Here is an 18,414-nt window from a genome sequence, read left to right as displayed (position 1 = left end):
AAGGGGAATGGCCGCCGAGGTGCGTCTATGGATGGCTGCCAACTGGCCGCCGCGGTCAGGCGGCCGCGATGCTGTTGCCCCTGAAATTGACAACATGGCTACTTATATGCGGACTGGAGTTCATCTTGGCGCTGTGATTCGACGCCGGGAACAAAAAGCGGATAGCCGTTTGCAGGGAGCAAACATCATGGATGACAGCAGTATGGAACGATTCATGTTGAAGGAGCTGCTCATGATCATAGCGGCTCTCGTGCTTGTTTCCGGCGTGCTTCTGACTGTCGTTATTTTCGGTAATTACTGAACGGCGCGGCCGCATACCGTGAGCGCGTTAAGCCGCTCATATCCATCAAGCTGACAATTGAGTTCTTGAAGAGTGGTGGGCGATGAGAGACTCGAACTCCCGACATCCTCGGTGTAAACGAGGCGCTCTACCAACTGAGCTAATCGCCCTTCAGCGAAGCGGGTCATTGGCCCGCCGCGTTCGGTGGCCGTGATCTATGCGGAACGAGGAAAAACCGCAAGAGTGTTTGTGAAGAATTTTTGATTTTTTTGATTTTTACACATCCCAACCGCACTCATCCACATGGACCGATCCGGCGCCGGTTCGCTCGACCCTGTGCATATCCGGCCCCGATGAAATGCGTGAGGCGGGAACCTGCCATGCTAAATCGCGGGGACGGAAATTTGCGGGCGAGCTTGTCCAAAACAATTCGCACTCTGTCATCGATTTGTATTCAAACCTGCTTGACACCCAAACGCGAACCCCGTAGTTAGCCGCTCATCGAACGGCGAGGGCCGCTTTGATGGGTGCGAAAGCATCCGGAATGCTTGAAATGAAATGCGGGTGTAGCTCAGTCGGTTAGAGTGCCGGCCTGTCACGCCGGAGGTCGCGGGTTCGAGCCCCGTCACTCGCGCCATTTCAAGGTCAATTCCGGTCTGGGCACTCGGCTGAAAGGCCAAACAATGCGCGGGTGTAGCTCAGTCGGTTAGAGTGCCGGCCTGTCACGCCGGAGGTCGCGGGTTCGAGCCCCGTCACTCGCGCCATTCTTTCCAAGCCATTACAATCAAACATCAATTTGTTGCGATTGCGAAGAAGCCTTTTCGCGTTTGCGCCCATTTGTCGCGATACCGTCGCAACACATTGATAAATCCCGCTCGATAGTACGCTAACGGACCGATTCAAAAGGCTTGCGCGCGCGCTCCGGCTGCGCTAACCACGGCTTTGTTGCAACGCTCTTTCGCTTGCTGGGCAATTGCTCAAAAGCGCCCGCCCCGGCGCTCACCGCAAGCAGGGATGGACATGATGACTGGACTGCTCAGTTCCTATATTCCGATAGCGATTTTCATAGGTATTTCCTTGGTGATTGGCCTGGCGCTGTTGATCACGCCGTTCGCCGTCGCCTTCAAGGCGCCTGACTCGGAAAAGCTCTCGGCTTATGAATGCGGCTTCAACGCATTCGATGACGCCCGCATGAAGTTCGATATCCGTTTCTACCTGGTATCGATTCTCTTCATCATCTTCGACCTGGAAGTCGCCTTCCTTTTCCCGTGGGCCGTGTCGTTCGGTGCGATCGGCTGGTTCGGGTTCTGGTCGATGATGGTATTCCTCGCGGTGCTGACCATCGGCTTTATCTATGAATGGAAGAAGGGAGCCCTGGAATGGGAGTAGCCCCAAGCAACACGACGCTCGTGGCGCCGCAGCCGAAGGGGATCATCGATCCCGCGACCGGCAGACCCGTCGGCAGCAACGATCCGTTCTTCGGCGAGATCAACAACGAACTCGCCGACAAGGGCTTTCTGGTCACCTCCACCGATGAGCTGATCAACTGGGCCCGCACCGGCTCCCTGATGTGGATGACCTTCGGTCTCGCCTGCTGCGCCGTCGAGATGATGCAGGTTTCCATGCCGCGTTACGACGTCGAGCGCTTCGGCTTTGCGCCGCGCGCTTCGCCGCGCCAGTCCGACGTCATGATCGTCGCCGGCACGCTGACCAACAAGATGGCGCCCGCCCTGCGCAAGGTCTACGACCAGATGCCCGAGCCGCGCTACGTCATCTCCATGGGTTCCTGCGCGAACGGTGGCGGCTACTATCACTATTCCTATTCCGTCGTGCGCGGATGCGACCGTGTCGTTCCCATCGACATTTATATACCGGGCTGTCCTCCCACGGCAGAGGCGCTGCTTTACGGCGTGCTTCTGCTGCAGAAGAAGATCCGGCGCACCGGCACGATCGAACGGTAAGGCAGGGGACAAGGTATCATGAGTGAAGCCCTGAACGAGCTCGCCGCTTATCTCACGGAAGTTCGCAGCGCCCTGATCTCCTCGAGCGAGATCAAGTACGGCGAGCTGAACGTGACGACGACGGCCGAAAACGTTATCGCCCTGCTGACCTTCCTGCGTGACGACGCCAAGTGCGGTTTCGTCAACATAACGGACATTTGCGGTGTCGACTGGCCGCAGCGCGCCGAGCGTTTCGACGTCGTCTACCATCTCCTGTCGCCGAAAAAGAACATTCGCATTCGCGTCAAGGTTCCCGTCGGCGAAGATCAGGCCGTTCCGTCCGTTTGCGGCATCTATCCCGGCGCCGATTGGTTCGAGCGTGAAACCTGGGACATGTACGGCGTTCTCTTCACCGGACACCCGGATCTGCGCCGTATCCTCACCGACTACGGTTTCGAAGGCCATCCGCTGCGCAAGGATTTCCCGACGACCGGTTTCGTCGAGGTTCGCTATGACGACGCCGCCAAGCGCGTCGTCTACGAGCCGGTGGAGCTGAAGCAGGAATTCCGCAATTTCGACTTCCTGTCGCCCTGGGAGGGCACCGACTACGTGCTCCCGGGCGATGAGAAGGCGAAGGCCTAATTTATGGCGTGTGGCGGGCTTGAGCCTGCCATTCTCTGAATATCTGACAACGCGAGCATCGCCGCCATGACAGAACATAACGTTCGCAACTTCAACATCAATTTCGGTCCGCAGCATCCGGCCGCGCACGGCGTTTTGCGTCTTGTCCTCGAATTGGACGGCGAAATTGTGGAACGCGTCGATCCCCATATCGGCCTGCTGCATCGCGGCACTGAAAAGCTGATCGAGACGAAGACCTACCTGCAGGCCGTTCCTTATTTCGACCGCCTCGACTACGTGGCGCCGATGAACCAGGAGCATGCCTATGCGCTGGCCGTCGAGAAGCTGCTCGGCATCGATATCCCGATCCGTGGCCAGCTGATCCGTGTTCTCTACTCGGAAATCGGCCGTATCCTGTCGCATCTGCTCAACGTCACGACGCAGGCCATGGACGTCGGCGCGCTGACGCCGCCGCTTTGGGGCTTCGAAGAGCGCGAGAAGCTGATGGTGTTCTATGAGCGCGCCTCCGGCTCGCGCATGCACGCCGCTTACGTTCGTCCGGGCGGCGTTCACCAGGACCTTCCCGAGAAGCTCGTGCAGGATATCGGCGACTGGTGCGATCCTTTCCTGAAGGCGCTCGATGACATCGACGACCTTCTGACCGGCAACCGTATCTTCAAGCAGCGCAACGTCGATATCGGCGTGGTTTCGCTGGAAGACTGTTGGGCCTGGGGCTTCTCCGGCGTCATGGTCCGCGGCTCCGGCGCCGCATGGGACCTGCGCAAGGCGCAGCCCTATGAATGCTATTCGGATCTGGAATTCGACATTCCGATCGGCAAGAACGGCGACTGCTACGACCGTTACCTCATCCGCATGATCGAAATGCGCGAATCCGTCCGCATCATGAAGCAGTGCGTCAATCGCCTGCTGGGTGACGCCAAGACGGGGCCGGTTTCGTCGCTGGACGGCAAGGTCGTTCCGCCGAAGCGCGGCGAGATGAAGCGCTCGATGGAAGCGCTGATCCACCACTTCAAGCTCTACACCGAAGGCTACCACGTGCCGGCTGGCGAGGTTTATGCGGCTGTCGAAGCGCCGAAGGGCGAATTCGGCGTCTATCTCGTCTCCGACGGTTCCAACAAGCCTTACCGCTGCAAGATACGTGCGCCGGGCTATGCGCATCTGCAGGCCATGGACTTCATGTGCCGCGGCCATCAGCTCGCCGACGTAGCAGCGGTGCTCGGTTCGCTCGATATCGTGTTCGGTGAGGTGGATCGCTGATGCGAGCCTGGCAGGCCGTCATTCCTGTGATCCTCGTCGCCTGCGGCGCTTCGGCGCAGCAGGCCGGCAAGACGCAGACCCTGCCGAACATCACCACGCAGGGTTCGAATGCGATCGGCGCGAATTCTGCGAAGGGCGGAAATGAGGTGACGTCGGGCGAGGGGGATTCGACCATGGCCGACCTTCTTTCCCGCGGTTATCAGATCAAGGCCGCTGTGCCGAACGGCGGCAAGTTTGTTGTGTTTATGCAGAAAGACCAGTCGGCCTATGCCTGCGAATTCTCGTCTCTGACGAATACGCGGTGTGGGTCCTTAAACTGAGATAAGGCGTGAAAGATGTCCGTTCGTCGACTAGCCGAAGATCAATTCCAGCCTGCCGCCTTCGCCTTCAGCAAGGAGAATGCGGTCTGGGTGGAAAAGACGATCAATAAATATCCCGAGGGCCGCCAGCAGTCCGCGATCATCCCGCTGATGATGCGCGCGCAGGAGCAGGAAGGCTGGGTCACCAAGGCCGCTATCGAAAAGATCGCCGACATGCTGGATATGGCCTATATCCGCGCGCTCGAAGTCGCGACCTTCTACACGCAGTTCCAGTTGCATCCGGTCGGCACGCGCGCTCACGTTCAGGTTTGCGGCACGACGCCCTGCATGCTGCGCGGCGCCGAAGGGCTGATCAAGATCTGTAAGAGCCGGATCAGCGACCATGCTTTCGAGCGCACCGCCGACGGCACGCTCTCCTGGGAAGAGGTCGAGTGTCAGGGCGCCTGCGTCAACGCACCGATGGTCGTGATCGGCAAGGATACCTATGAGGATCTGACCCCGACACGTCTCGAAGAGATCATCGATGCGTTCGCCGCAGGCAAGGGCCATGAAATTCCGACCGGTCCGCAGATCGACCGCGTTTTCTCCGCTCCGGAAGGTGGCTTGACGTCCCTCCTGTCGGATGAGGCGCAGGCAAAGAGCACCGCAGGCAAGGTGGCCAAGGCCACTGCCGAGGCTGTTTCGATACCGCCGTCCGAGGCCGGCCGTGCCAAGAGCACGGATGCTGAAACCAATCAGAGTCTGAAGACGCCGGCAACGGCTCCGGCGGAAGCGGCCAAGAATGCCAAGGCAGCCGAAACGCAGCCGCTTTCGGGAACTGCAGCTGCGGAGCCCGTTGCCGGGAAGCCTTCGCTTGACGACAAGAATCGTCCCGCAGGTATCGAAAGACCCGCACAGCCGGACGATTTGCAGCTCATTTCAGGCGTTGGTCCGAAGATCGAGGGCACCTTGCACGAGCTCGGCATCTTTACCTTCGCGCAGATTGCGAGCTGGCATGAGGCCGAACGCCACTGGGTCGACGGTTATCTGAATTTCAAGGGCCGGATCGAGCGCGACGACTGGGTCAGGCAGGCAGAGGCACTCGCTAAGGGTGGCGAAGCGGAATATATCAAGGTCTTCGGCAAGAAGCCGCGGTAAGAGGTGAAGCATGTTACAGGATCAGGATCGCATCTTTACCAATATCTACGGCCTCAAGGACAAATCCCTGAAGGGCGCGATGTCGCGCGGCCACTGGGATGGCACGAAGCAAATCCTCGAAAAGGGTCGTGACTGGATCATCAACGAGATGAAGGCTTCCGGCCTTCGCGGTCGTGGCGGCGCCGGCTTCCCGACGGGCCTGAAGTGGTCCTTCATGCCGAAGGAAAGCGATGGCCGTCCGCACTATCTCGTCGTCAATGCCGACGAATCCGAGCCGGGCACCTGCAAGGACCGCGACATCATGCGCCACGATCCGCATACGCTGATCGAAGGCTGCGTCATCGCCGGTTTTGCCATGGGTGCAAACGCCGCGTACATCTACGTCCGAGGCGAATACATGCGCGAACGCGAAGCCCTTCAGGCTGCGATCGACGAATGCTACGATGCCGGACTTCTGGGCAAAAACAACAAGCTCGGCTGGGATTATGATGTTTACGTTCATCATGGCGCCGGCGCTTACATCTGCGGCGAAGAAACCGCGCTGCTCGAAAGCCTCGAAGGCAAGAAGGGCCAGCCGCGCCTGAAGCCGCCGTTCCCGGCCAACATGGGTCTCTACGGCTGCCCGACCACGGTCAACAACGTCGAATCCATCGCCGTTGCGCCGACGATCCTGCGCCGTGGCGCAGGCTGGTTCTCCTCGTTCGGCCGCCCGAACAATGTCGGCACCAAGCTGTTCATGCTGTCCGGCCACGTCAATCGTCCTTGCACGGTCGAAGAGACGATGGGCATCACCTTCCGCGAGCTGGTCGAAAAGCACGGCGGCGGTATTCGCGGCGGTTGGGACAATCTGCTTGCCGTCATTCCCGGCGGCGCGTCGTGCCCGGTCGTTCCGGCTGCCGACATCATCGATTGCCCGATGGATTTCGACGGTCTGCGCGAAGTCAAGTCGTCCTTCGGCACGGCTGCGGCGATCGTCATGGACAAGTCGACCGACATCATCAAGGCGATTGCCCGCATCTCGGCCTTCTTCAAGCATGAAAGCTGCGGCCAGTGTACGCCGTGCCGCGAAGGCACGGGCTGGATGTGGCGCGTTCTTGAGCGTATGGCTCGCGGCAACGCGCAGAAGCGCGAGATCGACATGCTGTTCCAGGTGACGAAGCAGATCGAAGGTCATACTATCTGTGCGCTCGGTGACGCCGCCGCATGGCCGGTTCAGGGTCTGATCCGCAATTTCCGTCCCGAGATCGAAAAGCGTATAGACCAGTACACCGCCAACGCGACCAGCCACGGCGCGGTTCTGGAAGCAGCCGAGTAGGGATTGTCATGGCGAAGACCACGGATATCAGGCAGGACAGCGGAGCGGCCGATGATGCATCGGCCGGTTTCGGCCGCGTCGCCGCCGATATGCTGCGGAACGCGCCCATGATGCCGATCCATCCGTTGGTTGCCCATCAGGCTGCGGCGTTTGCCGCGGCGGCGGCCATAGGCTTCAGCGTTACATCGCAGATCGCCGGTGCCTTCTTCGGTGCGCTTCAAGGGGCGGTCGAGGCTTCCGGCAAGCGCGCGGCCGAGACGGACGCAAGGGATGCTGTCGTCTCCAGGGAGGAGCCGGCGGTAAAGAAGGACGAGGCAGGGGAAGCGAAGCCGGTAAAGGCATCGCCCGCTGTCAAGCCGGTCGTCTCGAAGCCGGTGGCTGCAAAGCCGAAGCCCGCGGTCGCAAAACCTGTGGGGGCCAAGAAGGCGGAGCCGAAGCCGGTTGTGTCCGCAACGCCGGTGGCGGCAGCCGCCCGGGGCAAGGCCAAGGTCGAAGCGGCGAAACCGGTTTCGACAGACCCGGCTCCCTCGCGCGGTCGCAAAGCTGTGGCAAAGGCTGACGATCTGAAGCGGATATCCGGCATCGGTCCCAAGCTGGAGCAGGTGCTGAACGGACGCGGCGTCAAGCGATTTGCCGATATCGCCGCCTGGAGCGATGCGGATATCGAGCGGATCGACGCCGAACTCGGCTTTGACGGCCGCATAAGGCGCGACGACTGGGTTGGCCAGGCGAAGGCGCTGCTGCCGAAAGGCCGGAGTTGAGAATTTCCTCGGCTGTATCCGACGGCCGGGGAGGGTGAATGAAGGCGATGGGGACGGTGCGGGCGCGATCCGCACGGTTCGATCGTAAAGCTGGTCTTGCGGGGACAAGTATCGGCAAAGCTTATTGTGAGCGAACCGGTGCCATCGGGCATTTGAGCCGTCCCGATGGAAACCTGGCTTGCGATCATGAAATTGTCTCCGGCCAGGTTGGGCTGAAGACGTGACATAGGACTGAGTGGACGATGGCTAAACTGAAGATTGACGGTAAAGAGATCGAAGTTCCGGATCACTACACGCTTATCCAGGCGTGCGAGGAAGCCGGCGCCGAAGTCCCGCGCTTCTGCTTCCATGAACGACTGTCGGTGGCCGGCAATTGCCGCATGTGCCTCGTCGAAGTGAAGGGTGGCCCGCCGAAGCCGCAGGCATCCTGCGCCATGGGCGTTCGCGATATCCGCGGCGGCCCGAACGGCGAGCTTCCGGAAGTTTTCACCAACACGCCGATGGTCAAGAAGGCCCGCGAAGGCGTGATGGAATTCCTGCTGATCAACCACCCGCTGGATTGCCCGATCTGCGACCAGGGCGGCGAATGCGACCTGCAGGACCAGGCCATGGCCTTCGGCATCGATAGTTCGCGCTATCAGGAAGACAAGCGCGCCGTCGAAGACAAGTATATCGGCCCGCTCGTCAAGACGGTCATGAACCGCTGCATCCACTGCACGCGTTGCGTTCGCTTCACGACGGAAGTTGCCGGTATCTCCGAGCTCGGCCTGATCGGCCGCGGCGAAGACGCCGAAATCACCACCTATCTCGAGCAGGCAATGACCTCCGAGCTGCAGGGCAACATCGTTGATCTTTGCCCGGTCGGCGCGCTGACCTCGAAGCCCTTTGCCTTCACGGCTCGCCCGTGGGAACTGAACAAGACCGAATCGATCGACGTCATGGACGCGCTCGGCTCTGCCATCCGTGTCGATACCCGCGGCCGCGAAGTTATGCGCGTGCTGCCCAGGGTCAACGAGCAGATCAACGAAGAGTGGATCTCCGACAAGACGCGCTTCATCTGGGACGGTCTGAAGACGCAGCGCCTGGACAAGCCCTATGTCCGCAAGGACGGCCGCCTGCAGCCGGCAAGCTGGAGCGACGCCTTCGCCGCCATCAAGTCGGCGGTTTCGGCCACCAGCGGCGACAAGATCGGCGCAATCGCCGGCGATCTTGCCTCGGTTGAGGAAATGTACGCTCTTGGCGAACTGCTGCGATCGCTCGGATCGGAAAACCTCGACTGTCGCCAGGACGGGACGGCGCTTGATCCGTCGCTCGGCCGCGCAAGCTACATCTTCAACCCGAGCATCCAGGGCATCGAAGCCGCCGATGCGCTGCTGATCGTCGGCGCCAATCCGCGCTTCGAGGCTGCCGTGCTGAATTCGCGCATCCGCAAGCGCTGGCGTCGTGGCAAGTTTCCGATCGGCGTGATCGGCGAAGCTGCCGACCTCCGCTATTCTTATGACTATCTCGGTGCCGGCCCGGATACCTTGGCTGATATCGTCAACGGTTCGCACAGCTTTGCCGATGTCCTGAAGAATGCCCAGAAGCCGATGATTATCGTCGGGCAGGGCGCCTTGATCCGCGAAGACGGTGCGGAAGTGCTGGCGAACGCCGCCAAGCTCGCCGCAGCCGTTGGCGTCGTCAAGGAAGACTGGAACGGCTTTGCCGTGCTGCACACGGCAGCTTCGCGTGTCGGCGGCCTCGATCTCGGCTTCGTGCCGGGCGAAAAGGGCGTCAACGCCGCTGCCATGTTGTCTTCGATGGACGTCCTCTTCCTGCTGGGTGCCGATGAGCTGGATTTCAGCCGCAAGGGCGCGAAGTTCACGGTCTATATCGGCTCGCACGGCGACAACGGCGCACAGAGCGCCGACGTCATCCTTCCGGCAGCCGCCTACACCGAAAAGTCGGGCACCTGGGTCAACACCGAGGGCCGCGTCCAGATGGGCAACCGCGCCGGTTTCGCACCGGGCGACGCCCGCGAGGACTGGGCCATCATCCGCGCCCTTTCCGACGTACTCGGCAAGAAGCTTCCCTTTGATTCGCTGAGGGAATTGCGCGCCAAGCTCTATGCAGCCTTCCCGCATTTCGCCGGTATCGACGAGATTGCCGAAGCCGATAGCGCCCAAATTGCCGCACTTGCGAAAAAAGCCGGCGCTATGGCCAAATCGGCATTTGCTTCGCCGATCAAAGACTTCTATTTGACGAACCCGATAACGCGCGCATCGGCTGTCATGGCCGAGTGCTCGGCATTGGCCCGCAACAATTTCCGCGTTGCGGCAGAGTAAGGGCACAGGACTATGGACTCATTCGTTTCGACCTATCTCTGGCCCGCGCTGATCATGATCGGCCAGTCCCTGCTGCTCCTGGTCTGCCTGCTGATTTTCATCGCCTACATTCTGCTTGCCGACCGTAAGATCTGGGCTGCCGTCCAGCTGCGCCGCGGCCCGAACGTCGTGGGCCCCTTCGGCCTGTTCCAGTCCTTCGCCGACTTGCTCAAGTTCATGTTCAAGGAGCCGATCATCCCAGCCGGCGCCAACAAGACCGTGTTCCTGCTGGCTCCTCTGGTTTCCGTGGTGCTGGCGCTCTCCACCTGGGCCGTCGTGCCGGTGGCGCAGAACTGGGTCGTCGCCGACATCAACGTCGGCATTCTCTACATTCTGGCGATCTCGTCGCTGGAAGTTTACGGCATCATCATGGGCGGCTGGGCTTCGAACTCGAAGTATCCGTTCCTCGGTGCGCTGCGCTCGGCGGCGCAGATGGTGTCCTACGAAGTCTCGATCGGCCTCGTCATCGTCACCGTGCTGCTGTGCGTCGGTTCGCTGAACCTGACGGACATCGTGCTCTCGCAGCAGACCGGTCTCGGCACCAAGCTCGGCCTGCCGGCTTCGTTCCTCGACTGGCACTGGCTGTCGCTGTTCCCGATGTTCATCGTGTTCTTCATTTCGGCGCTGGCTGAAACCAACCGCCCGCCCTTCGATCTTCCGGAAGCGGAATCGGAGCTGGTTGCCGGTTTCATGGTCGAATACGGTTCTTCGCCCTACATGATGTTCATGCTCGGCGAATATGCCGCCGTCGTCCTGATGTGCTCGCTGACGACGATCCTTTTCCTCGGCGGCTGGCTGCCTCCGGTCGATATCTGGATCCTGAACTGGGTTCCGGGCATCATCTGGTTCCTGCTGAAGTCGTGCCTGGTATTCTTCATGTTCGCGATGGTGAAGGCTTTCGTGCCGCGCTACCGCTATGACCAGCTCATGCGTCTCGGCTGGAAGGTTTTCCTGCCGCTGTCGCTCGCCATGGTCGTTATCGTTGCATTCGTGCTGAAGCTGACGGGATGGGCATGATGATGTCGATCCTCGCTTCAAGCAGATTTGGAGGTTGAAGATGGCCGGAATTTCCAACGCCGTCAGCTCGCTGTTCCTCAAGGAATTCGTCGGCGCATTCTTTTTGTCGATGCGTTACTTCTTCAAACAGAAGGCGACGATCAATTATCCGTTCGAAAAGGGGCCGGTCAGCCCGCGCTTCCGCGGCGAGCATGCGCTGCGCCGTTATCCGAACGGTGAAGAGCGCTGCATCGCATGCAAGCTCTGCGAAGCCATCTGTCCTGCCCAGGCCATCACCATCGAGGCCGGGCCGCGCCGCAATGACGGCACCCGCCGCACGGTGCGTTACGACATCGACATGGTGAAGTGCATCTATTGCGGCTTCTGCCAGGAAGCCTGCCCGGTCGACGCCATCGTCGAGGGGCCCAACTTCGAATTCGCCACCGAAACCCGCGAAGAACTCTACTTCGACAAGGCGCGGCTTTTGGACAACGGCGACCGCTGGGAACGCGAAATCGCGCACAACATTGCGCTGGATTCGCCATACCGCTGAGCGGAGTTTTGAATATGCCGTGGCAGGCGGCCACAAGTGTCGCCGCCGCGGTCGAATCTAGACCGGGGCTTTGCCGGACGTTCGTCCGGTCGAGCTCCATCGGGCAGGGAAACTCCCGGCTGCCCGGGGGAAGACGAAAAAGGCACCAACATGGGTCTGCAGGCTCTTTTTTTCTATATCTTCGCCTTTGTCGCTGTGGCGTCGGCGTTCATGGTCATCTCGGCGCGGAATCCGGTCCATTCGGTCCTGTTCCTCATCCTGGTTTTCTTCAACGCGGCCGGCCTCTTCCTGCTGATGGGGGCTGAATTCCTGGCGATGATCCTGCTGGTCGTCTATGTCGGCGCGGTGGCGGTCCTCTTCCTCTTCGTCGTGATGATGCTCGATATCGACTTCTCCGAGCTCAGGGCGGGTATTCTGGAATATGCACCGATCGGCGCATTGATCGGTGTCATTCTCGCCGCCGAGCTGATCGTCGTTATCGGCGGCAGCGTGATTTCGCCCGAGATCGCCAAATCGGTCGCCATGCCGATCCCGGCGCCGGCGACCCGAACGAACACGGCCGCCCTCGGCGACGTGCTCTACACCAACTACGTTTATTTCTTCGAGATCGCCGGTCTCGTGCTGCTGGTGGCGATGATCGGCGCGATCGTGCTGACCTTGAAGCATCGCACGCACATCAAGCGCCAGAACATTCCCCAACAGGTCGCCCGCACGCCCGCGACCGCCGTCGAGGTGGTCAAGGTCAAGCCGGGGCAGGGCGTCTGAGGCGAGGCACGAGGATCAAAGGAACAAGAACATGGTCATCGGACTTTCCCACTACCTCACGGTTAGCGCCATCCTCTTCGTGCTCGGCGTCTTCGGTATCTTTCTCAACCGAAAGAACGTCATCATCATCCTGATGTCCGTCGAACTCATACTGCTCGCGGTCAACATCAACATGGTCGCCTTCTCGTCGTTCCTCAACGACATTGTCGGCCAGGTCTTCGCTCTGTTCATTTTGACCGTTGCTGCCGCCGAGGCTGCGATCGGTCTTGCAATTCTCGTCGTCTTCTACCGTAACCGCGGCTCCATCGCGGTTGAAGACGTCAACGTGATGAAGGGCTGATACAGCTATGTTTTTATATAAGGCTATCGTCTTTCTTCCCCTTATCGGCGCCATCATCGCCGGCCTTTTCGGCCGCGCCATCGGTGCCAAGGCTTCGGAATACGTCACCACCGGCTTGATGATCATTGCCGCGATCCTGTCCTGGGTCGTCTTCTTCACGGTGGCGCTCGGCCATACCGACGGCCCGATCAAGGTTGAAGTCCTGCGCTGGATTCAGTCCGGCGGCATCGACGTATCGTGGTCGCTGCGCGTGGATACGCTGACATCGGTGATGCTGATCGTCGTGAACTCGGTCTCGACCCTCGTTCACGTCTACTCGATCGGATACATGCATCACGATCCGCATCGTCCGCGCTTCTTCGCCTATCTCTCGCTCTTCACCTTCGCCATGCTCATGCTGGTGACGTCGGACAACCTCGCGCAGATGTTCTTCGGCTGGGAAGGCGTCGGTCTGGCCTCGTACCTGCTGATCGGCTTCTGGTTCAAGAAGCCGTCCGCGTCGGCAGCCGCCATGAAGGCCTTCATCGTCAACCGCGTCGGCGACTTCGGCTTCGTGCTCGGCATTGCAGGCGTCTTCGTCCTGTTCGGTTCGATCAATTTCGACGTGATCTTCGGCAATGCCCAGAGCTTTGCCGCAGGGCAGGGCGGCCAGCCGGGTGACATCGTGCTCAATTTCCTGGGCATGCACCTCGATCGCGGCCACGCCCTGACGGCCGTCTGCCTGCTGCTCTTCATGGGCGCGATGGGCAAGTCGGCGCAGTTCCTGCTGCACACCTGGCTGCCGGACGCCATGGAAGGCCCGACGCCGGTCTCCGCGCTCATCCATGCCGCAACCATGGTCACCGCCGGCGTCTTCCTCGTCGCCCGCATGTCGCCGATCTTCGAACTGTCTCCGGATGCGCTGACCTTCGTCACCATCATTGGCGCGATCACGGCCTTCTTCGCCGCGACCGTCGGCCTCGTACAGAACGACATCAAGCGCGTCATCGCCTACTCGACCTGTTCGCAGCTTGGCTACATGTTCGTCGCTCTCGGCGTCGGCGCTTACGGCGCTGCGATCTTCCATCTGTTCACGCATGCCTTCTTCAAGGCGCTGCTCTTCCTCTGCGCCGGCTCGGTCATCCACGCCGTCGATGGCGAGCAGGACATGCGCCATATGGGCGGCCTGCGCACCCATATCAAGAAGACCTACTGGATGATGATCATCGGCACGCTGGCCATCACCGGCGTTGGCATTCCGTTCTCGCCGATCGGCTTCGCCGGCTTCTTCTCGAAGGACGCGATCATCGAGGCTTCGTATACGTCGCACAATCCGGCCTCGGGCTTCGCCTTCACGCTGCTGGTCATCGCCGCGCTGTTCACCAGCTTCTATTCCTGGCGTCTGATCTTCATGACCTTCTACGGCAAGCCCCGCGCCTCGCACGAGGTCATGCACCATGTGCATGAATCGCCGAATGTCATGCTGATCCCGCTCTATCTGCTGGCGATCGGCGCCGTCTTCGCCGGCTGGTATTTCCATGACTATTTCGTCGGTCACGCCTACGAGGAATTCTGGAAGCAGGCACTCTTCACGCTGCCCGACAACAAGATCATCGAGGAAATGGAGCATGCCCCGCACTGGGTCGAGCTCAGCCCGTTCATCGCGATGGTCGTCGGTTTCGTGGTCGCCTGGTATTTCTACATCAAGTCGCCGGAAACGCCGCGCCGCCTCGCTCAGCAGCAGCGCCCGCTCTACGAGTTCCTGTTGAACAAGTGGTACTTCGACGAGCTCTATGACTTCATCTTCGTTCGCTCCGCAAAGGCGCTTGGCCGCTTCCTCTGGAAGAAGGGCGACGTCGGAGTGATCGATACCTACGGCCCGAACGGCATTGCCGCGCGTGTCGTCGATGTCACCAACCGCGTCGTGCGCCTGCAGACCGGCTACCTCTATCACTATGCCTTTGCGATGCTGCTCGGCATTGCAGCCCTCGTTACCTGGATGATGCTCGGGAGTTCCCTCTGATGACCGATTGGCCCATTCTTTCAACGGTCACGTTCCTGCCGCTGGTGGGTGTCCTGCTCCTGCTGTTCACGCAGGACGACGGCCCCAACGGCCGCCGCAACATCCTGAACATTTCGCTGGCGACGACGGTCTTCACCTTCATCGTATCGCTGTTCGTCTGGATCTGGTTCGACAACGCCAATCCGGGCTTCCAGATGGTCGAGAAGCATGAGTGGCTGACCAGCGGCATCAGCTATCACATGGGCGTCGATGGCATTTCCATGCTGTTCGTCATCCTGTCGACTTTCCTGATGCCCTTCTGTGTCCTGGCAAGCTGGCTCTCGGTCGAAAAGCGGCTGAAGGACTACATGATCGCCTTCCTCGTCCTCGAGACGATGATGATCGGCGTGTTCGTCTCGCTGGATATCGTGCTGTTCTACGTCTTCTTCGAGGCCGGCCTCATCCCGATGTTCCTGATCATCGGCGTCTGGGGCGGCAAGGATCGCGTCTACGCCAGCTACAAGTTCTTCCTCTACACGCTGCTCGGCTCGGTGCTGATGCTGCTCGCCATCATGGCGATGTACTGGCAGGCGGGCACGACGGACATCCAGGCGCTTCTGCAGTACAAGTTCCCGCCGCAGCTGCAGACATGGCTATGGCTGGCCTTCTTCGCCTCCTTCGCGGTGAAGATGCCGATGTGGCCGGTCCATACGTGGCTGCCCGACGCGCACGTTCAGGCGCCGACGGCCGGCTCGGTCATCCTGGCAGGCGTGCTGCTGAAGCTCGGCGGCTATGGTCTCATCCGCTTCTCGCTCGGCATGTTCCCAAATGCGTCGGAATATTTCGCGCCGCTCGTCTTCGCGCTGTCGGTCATCGCCATCATCTACACCTCGCTGGTGGCGCTGATGCAGGAAGACATCAAGAAGCTGATCGCCTATTCGTCGGTCGCCCACATGGGTTACGTGACGATGGGTATCTTCGCGGCGAACCAGCAGGGCGTGCAGGGTGCGATCTTCCAGATGCTGTCGCACGGTATCGTTTCGGGCGCGCTCTTCCTTTGCGTCGGCGTGATCTACGACCGCACCCATACCCGCGAAATCGCGGCATACGGCGGCCTGGTCAACAACATGCCGAAATACGCCGTCGCGATGATGGTCTTCACCATGGCCAATGTCGGCCTGCCTGGCACCTCCGGCTTCATCGGCGAGTTCCTGACCCTGATCGGCGTCTTCCGCGCCAACACCTGGGTTGCGCTCTTTGCCGCCACCGGCGTCATCCTGTCGGCCGCCTATGCGCTCTGGCTCTACCGCCGTGTCATTTTCGGCGTGCTGGACAAGGAGAACCTGAAGAAGCTCCTGGATCTGTCGCCGCGTGAACAGCTGATCCTTTATCCGCTGATCGCACTCACGATCCTGTTCGGCGTCTATCCGGCTCCGATCTTCGACGCCACGGCCGCCTCGGTGGATCTGCTGGTGAACAACTATACCGCTGCCCTGCACGCTGCGCAGAATGTTGCGCTGTCGATGAATTGATGACGGGACCTATTCGACATGACTGCTGACACAATTCTTGCAAGCCTGCATCTTTCCATTCCGGAGCTCATCCTCGCGGTCGGTGCGCTTGCGTTGCTCATGATCGGCGTCTTCTCGGGCGAGCGGTCGGGACCCATGGTCACCGGTCTTGCCATCGCGCTTCTTGCGGTGGCCGGCCTGTGGATCATCTTCGTGCCGGGCGACGGGCTCGCTTATGGCGGCGCCTATCTAGCCGACGGCTTCTCGCGCTTCATGAAGGTCGTCGCCCTTATCGGCTCGATCGTCGCCATGTTCCTCAGCATGGGGCAGGCGCGCGAGCAGCAGCTCGATCGCTTCGAGTTTCCGGTTCTGCTTGTGCTTGCGACCCTCGGCATCCTGCTGATGATCTCCGCGCACGACCTGATCTCGCTCTACCTCTCGCTGGAATTGCAGTCGCTGGCGCTCTACGTCGTGGCCGCCATCAATCGCGACAGCCTGAAGTCGACTGAGGCGGGCCTGAAGTATTTCGTCCTCGGCGCGCTTTCCTCCGGTATGCTGCTCTACGGCATGTCGCTGGTCTACGGCTTCACCGGCCACACGAGCTTCGACGCCATCGCCGCGGCGCTGAGCGCCGAGACCCGCTCGCTCGGTCTCGTCTTCGGCCTGGTTTTCGTTCTTGCCGGTCTCGCCTTCAAGATCTCCGCCGTGCCGTTCCATATGTGGACGCCGGACGTTTACGAAGGCGCTCCGACCCCGGTTACCGCCTTCTTCGCAGGCGCGCCGAAGGTTGCCGCCATGGCGATCCTGACGCGCATCGTCGTCACGGCCTTCCATCCGGTGCTCGCCGACTGGCAGCAGATCATCGTGTTCATCTCGATCGCGTCGATGCTGCTCGGTTCCTTCGCCGCGATCGGACAGCGCAACTTCAAGCGACTGATGGCCTATTCGTCGATCGGTCACATGGGTTATGCGCTGGTGGGCCTTGCCGCCGGCACCAAGACCGGCGTGTCCGGCGTCATGCTCTACATGGTCATCTACATGGCCATGACGCTCGGCTCCTTCGCCATCATCATGGCGATGCGCCGCAAGGACGGACGTCAGGTCGAGACCATCGAGGACCTCGCCGGCCTTTCCACCACCAACCCGTTCATGGCGGTCGTGCTGACGGCGCTGATGTTCTCGCTGGCCGGTATTCCGCCGCTTGCAGGCTTCTTCGGAAAGTACTTCGTCTTCGTCGCGGCCATCCAGGCGCATCTCTATGCGCTCGCCATCATCGGCGTTCTGGCCTCGGTCGTCGGCGCTTACTACTATCTGCGCGTCATCAAGGTGATGTGGTTCGATGAAGCCAAGGACGAATTTGCGCGCACGGCCGGTTCGCTGCGCCTCGTCTTCGGTCTTTCCGGCCTCTTCGTCGTTGCCTACGTCTTCTTTGGCGGCGCGATCGGCGGGGCTGCCGATCTGGCCGCTGCGACGCTGTTTTGATGGCCTCTGACATGAATAACCGGAAGTCGCTCGCCGACTTCCGGCATGATGCCCTTCAGGAAACGTCATCCACAAACAGCGTGTGCCTTGAGCGTGCACGCGCCGGCGATCCCGGGAACCTGTGGGTGACCGCCGAACGCCAGACGGGTGGACGCGGTCGCCGCGGTCGCCCCTGGGTGTCGGAGCCCGGCAATCTCTATGCATCTCTCCTTCTGATCGACCCCGCTCCCATGGACCGCATCGGCTCATTGCCGCTAGCGGTCGCGGTTGCCGTGCATCAGGCTGTGCGCAGCGTGCTGCCGCTGGCTGCAGAACCGGTAGAGATCAAGTGGCCGAACGATATCCTGATCGGCCGAAAGAAGACTTGCGGCATCCTGATCGAAGGCGAAGCCATGCCGGACGGGCGTTATGCGCTTGTCATCGGCATCGGCATCAACATTGCGGTCATGCCTGACAATCCGATGTATCCGGTCACCTGCCTCAGGCAGCAGGGTTCGATGGTTTCGCCGGACGAGTTGTTTGCCCATTTGTATGCGACCATGTCCGAGGCGCTCGGCGCCTGGAATCGCGGCAAGGGCATTCGGGAAATCACCGCGCGCTGGCGCGAGGTCGCTTGCGGTATCGGCGAAAAGATCACGGTGAACTTGCCGGATCGCTCGATTTTGGGCCATTTCACCGGAATCGATGATAATGGCTTGTTGATGCTCGAGACGGAGGACGGCAGGATCATGCCGATCGCCGCGGGCGACGTTTTCTTTAGATGATGGTTGG

18 protein-coding genes and 3 tRNA genes are annotated in these 18,414 nt (G+C 60.6%); 20 read left to right on the top strand and 1 reads right to left on the bottom strand.

The window, feature by feature from the left end:
• Positions 1-7 precede the first annotated feature (7 nt).
• Complete coding sequence (locus tag GR212_RS09010; RefSeq protein WP_163986137.1) at positions 8-301, top strand: hypothetical protein; 294 nt, start codon at positions 8-10, stop codon at positions 299-301.
• Positions 302-374: 73 nt separating this feature from the next.
• Here the strand turns inward: GR212_RS09010 and GR212_RS09005 are convergent.
• Positions 375-450, bottom strand: a tRNA-Val gene (locus GR212_RS09005).
• A gap of 390 nt (positions 451-840) precedes the next feature.
• Here GR212_RS09005 and GR212_RS09000 point away from each other — a divergent pair.
• The 19 genes from GR212_RS09000 (at position 841) to GR212_RS08910 (ending at position 18,407) form a co-directional block, all read left to right on the top strand.
• Positions 841-917: transfer RNA gene (locus tag GR212_RS09000), tRNA-Asp, on the top strand.
• 50 nt (positions 918-967) lie between these two features.
• A tRNA-Asp gene (locus tag GR212_RS08995) sits at positions 968-1,044 on the top strand.
• A gap of 259 nt (positions 1,045-1,303) precedes the next feature.
• A complete protein-coding gene (locus GR212_RS08990; RefSeq protein ID WP_113392144.1) occupies positions 1,304-1,669 on the top strand; it encodes an NADH-quinone oxidoreductase subunit A in 366 nt (121 codons plus the stop codon).
• Positions 1,660-2,241: a NuoB/complex I 20 kDa subunit family protein gene (locus tag GR212_RS08985; protein ID WP_015339504.1), complete on the top strand. Its 582-nt coding sequence runs from the start codon at positions 1,660-1,662 to the stop codon at positions 2,239-2,241. The genes GR212_RS08990 and GR212_RS08985 overlap by 10 nt, the downstream gene beginning before the upstream one ends.
• Positions 2,242-2,259: 18 nt before the next feature.
• Entirely contained in the window at positions 2,260-2,862 is a 603-nt protein-coding gene (locus GR212_RS08980; RefSeq protein ID WP_163986136.1) for an NADH-quinone oxidoreductase subunit C, read from the top strand.
• A gap of 66 nt (positions 2,863-2,928) precedes the next feature.
• A complete protein-coding gene (locus GR212_RS08975) occupies positions 2,929-4,119 on the top strand; it encodes an NADH-quinone oxidoreductase subunit D (RefSeq protein ID WP_047627059.1) in 1,191 nt (396 codons plus the stop codon).
• Positions 4,119-4,439: a hypothetical protein gene (locus tag GR212_RS08970; RefSeq protein WP_163986135.1), complete on the top strand. Its 321-nt coding sequence runs from the start codon at positions 4,119-4,121 to the stop codon at positions 4,437-4,439. Before GR212_RS08975 ends, GR212_RS08970 begins: the two co-directional genes overlap by 1 nt.
• A 15-nt stretch (positions 4,440-4,454) precedes the next feature.
• On the top strand, positions 4,455-5,576 hold the full coding sequence (locus GR212_RS08965) for an NADH-quinone oxidoreductase subunit E (protein ID WP_163986134.1): 1,122 nt from the start codon (positions 4,455-4,457) through the stop codon (positions 5,574-5,576).
• A gap of 10 nt (positions 5,577-5,586) precedes the next feature.
• Positions 5,587-6,891, top strand: coding sequence for an NADH-quinone oxidoreductase subunit NuoF (gene nuoF / locus GR212_RS08960; RefSeq protein ID WP_163986133.1), 1,305 nt, complete (start codon positions 5,587-5,589; stop codon positions 6,889-6,891).
• Positions 6,892-6,899: 8 nt separating this feature from the next.
• Complete coding sequence (locus GR212_RS08955) at positions 6,900-7,652, top strand: 5' DNA nuclease (protein ID WP_163986132.1); 753 nt, start codon at positions 6,900-6,902, stop codon at positions 7,650-7,652.
• A 242-nt stretch (positions 7,653-7,894) separates the two neighbouring features.
• Positions 7,895-9,976 (top strand): NADH-quinone oxidoreductase subunit NuoG, encoded by a 2,082-nt coding sequence (gene nuoG / locus GR212_RS08950; protein WP_163986131.1) that lies wholly within the window; start codon positions 7,895-7,897, stop codon positions 9,974-9,976.
• Positions 9,977-9,988: 12 nt separating this feature from the next.
• The gene (nuoH, locus tag GR212_RS08945; RefSeq protein WP_034507519.1) at positions 9,989-11,032 is read left to right on the top strand and encodes an NADH-quinone oxidoreductase subunit NuoH; all 1,044 of its coding nucleotides are present in this window, start codon (positions 9,989-9,991) and stop codon (positions 11,030-11,032) included.
• 40 nt (positions 11,033-11,072) lie between these two features.
• Positions 11,073-11,564, top strand: a complete 492-nt coding sequence (nuoI, locus tag GR212_RS08940) for an NADH-quinone oxidoreductase subunit NuoI (RefSeq protein ID WP_068385913.1) — start codon at positions 11,073-11,075, stop codon at positions 11,562-11,564.
• Positions 11,565-11,714: 150 nt separating this feature from the next.
• Positions 11,715-12,329 (top strand): NADH-quinone oxidoreductase subunit J, encoded by a 615-nt coding sequence (locus GR212_RS08935; RefSeq protein ID WP_163986130.1) that lies wholly within the window; start codon positions 11,715-11,717, stop codon positions 12,327-12,329.
• Positions 12,330-12,360: 31 nt separating this feature from the next.
• Positions 12,361-12,669, top strand: a complete 309-nt coding sequence (gene nuoK / locus GR212_RS08930; RefSeq protein WP_007689961.1) for an NADH-quinone oxidoreductase subunit NuoK — start codon at positions 12,361-12,363, stop codon at positions 12,667-12,669.
• A 7-nt stretch (positions 12,670-12,676) separates the two neighbouring features.
• Positions 12,677-14,671 carry an NADH-quinone oxidoreductase subunit L gene (gene nuoL / locus GR212_RS08925; protein ID WP_163986129.1) on the top strand — a complete coding sequence of 665 codons (1,995 nt, stop codon included), beginning with the start codon at positions 12,677-12,679 and terminating at the stop codon, positions 14,669-14,671.
• On the top strand, positions 14,671-16,182 hold the full coding sequence (locus GR212_RS08920) for an NADH-quinone oxidoreductase subunit M (protein WP_163986128.1): 1,512 nt from the start codon (positions 14,671-14,673) through the stop codon (positions 16,180-16,182). The genes nuoL and GR212_RS08920 overlap by 1 nt, the downstream gene beginning before the upstream one ends.
• A gap of 18 nt (positions 16,183-16,200) precedes the next feature.
• Positions 16,201-17,643 carry an NADH-quinone oxidoreductase subunit NuoN gene (gene nuoN / locus GR212_RS08915; RefSeq protein ID WP_163986127.1) on the top strand — a complete coding sequence of 481 codons (1,443 nt, stop codon included), beginning with the start codon at positions 16,201-16,203 and terminating at the stop codon, positions 17,641-17,643.
• Positions 17,643-18,407: a biotin--[acetyl-CoA-carboxylase] ligase gene (locus tag GR212_RS08910; RefSeq protein WP_163986126.1), complete on the top strand. Its 765-nt coding sequence runs from the start codon at positions 17,643-17,645 to the stop codon at positions 18,405-18,407. Before nuoN ends, GR212_RS08910 begins: the two co-directional genes overlap by 1 nt.
• Positions 18,408-18,414: the final 7 nt, after the last annotated feature.

The organism is Martinezella lusitana (assembly GCF_010668395.1).
GTDB lineage: Bacteria > Pseudomonadota > Alphaproteobacteria > Rhizobiales > Rhizobiaceae > Rhizobium > Rhizobium lusitanum_A.
This window is presented reverse-complemented; position numbering and strand designations above follow the sequence as displayed.

What these genes read in the sequence shown, in the direction of transcription:
- GR212_RS09010 (WP_163986137.1), top strand. Translation starts at nt 8, where the DNA reads ATGGCCGCCGAGGTGCGTCTATGGATGGCTGCCAACTGGCCGCCGCGG.
- GR212_RS08970 (WP_163986135.1), top strand. Translation starts at nt 4,119, where the DNA reads ATGCGAGCCTGGCAGGCCGTCATTCCTGTGATCCTCGTCGCCTGCGGC.
- GR212_RS08935 (WP_163986130.1), top strand. Translation starts at nt 11,715, where the DNA reads ATGGGTCTGCAGGCTCTTTTTTTCTATATCTTCGCCTTTGTCGCTGTG.
- nuoN (WP_163986127.1), top strand. Translation starts at nt 16,201, where the DNA reads ATGACTGCTGACACAATTCTTGCAAGCCTGCATCTTTCCATTCCGGAG.
- nuoH (WP_034507519.1), top strand. Translation starts at nt 9,989, where the DNA reads ATGGACTCATTCGTTTCGACCTATCTCTGGCCCGCGCTGATCATGATC.
- nuoL (WP_163986129.1), top strand. Translation starts at nt 12,677, where the DNA reads ATGTTTTTATATAAGGCTATCGTCTTTCTTCCCCTTATCGGCGCCATC.
- GR212_RS08955 (WP_163986132.1), top strand. Translation starts at nt 6,900, where the DNA reads ATGGCGAAGACCACGGATATCAGGCAGGACAGCGGAGCGGCCGATGAT.
- nuoK (WP_007689961.1), top strand. Translation starts at nt 12,361, where the DNA reads ATGGTCATCGGACTTTCCCACTACCTCACGGTTAGCGCCATCCTCTTC.
- nuoG (WP_163986131.1), top strand. Translation starts at nt 7,895, where the DNA reads ATGGCTAAACTGAAGATTGACGGTAAAGAGATCGAAGTTCCGGATCAC.
- GR212_RS08980 (WP_163986136.1), top strand. Translation starts at nt 2,260, where the DNA reads ATGAGTGAAGCCCTGAACGAGCTCGCCGCTTATCTCACGGAAGTTCGC.
- nuoI (WP_068385913.1), top strand. Translation starts at nt 11,073, where the DNA reads ATGGCCGGAATTTCCAACGCCGTCAGCTCGCTGTTCCTCAAGGAATTC.
- nuoF (WP_163986133.1), top strand. Translation starts at nt 5,587, where the DNA reads ATGTTACAGGATCAGGATCGCATCTTTACCAATATCTACGGCCTCAAG.
- GR212_RS08965 (WP_163986134.1), top strand. Translation starts at nt 4,455, where the DNA reads ATGTCCGTTCGTCGACTAGCCGAAGATCAATTCCAGCCTGCCGCCTTC.
- GR212_RS08920 (WP_163986128.1), top strand. Translation starts at nt 14,671, where the DNA reads ATGACCGATTGGCCCATTCTTTCAACGGTCACGTTCCTGCCGCTGGTG.
- GR212_RS08910 (WP_163986126.1), top strand. Translation starts at nt 17,643, where the DNA reads ATGGCCTCTGACATGAATAACCGGAAGTCGCTCGCCGACTTCCGGCAT.
- GR212_RS08975 (WP_047627059.1), top strand. Translation starts at nt 2,929, where the DNA reads ATGACAGAACATAACGTTCGCAACTTCAACATCAATTTCGGTCCGCAG.
- GR212_RS08985 (WP_015339504.1), top strand. Translation starts at nt 1,660, where the DNA reads ATGGGAGTAGCCCCAAGCAACACGACGCTCGTGGCGCCGCAGCCGAAG.
- GR212_RS08990 (WP_113392144.1), top strand. Translation starts at nt 1,304, where the DNA reads ATGACTGGACTGCTCAGTTCCTATATTCCGATAGCGATTTTCATAGGT.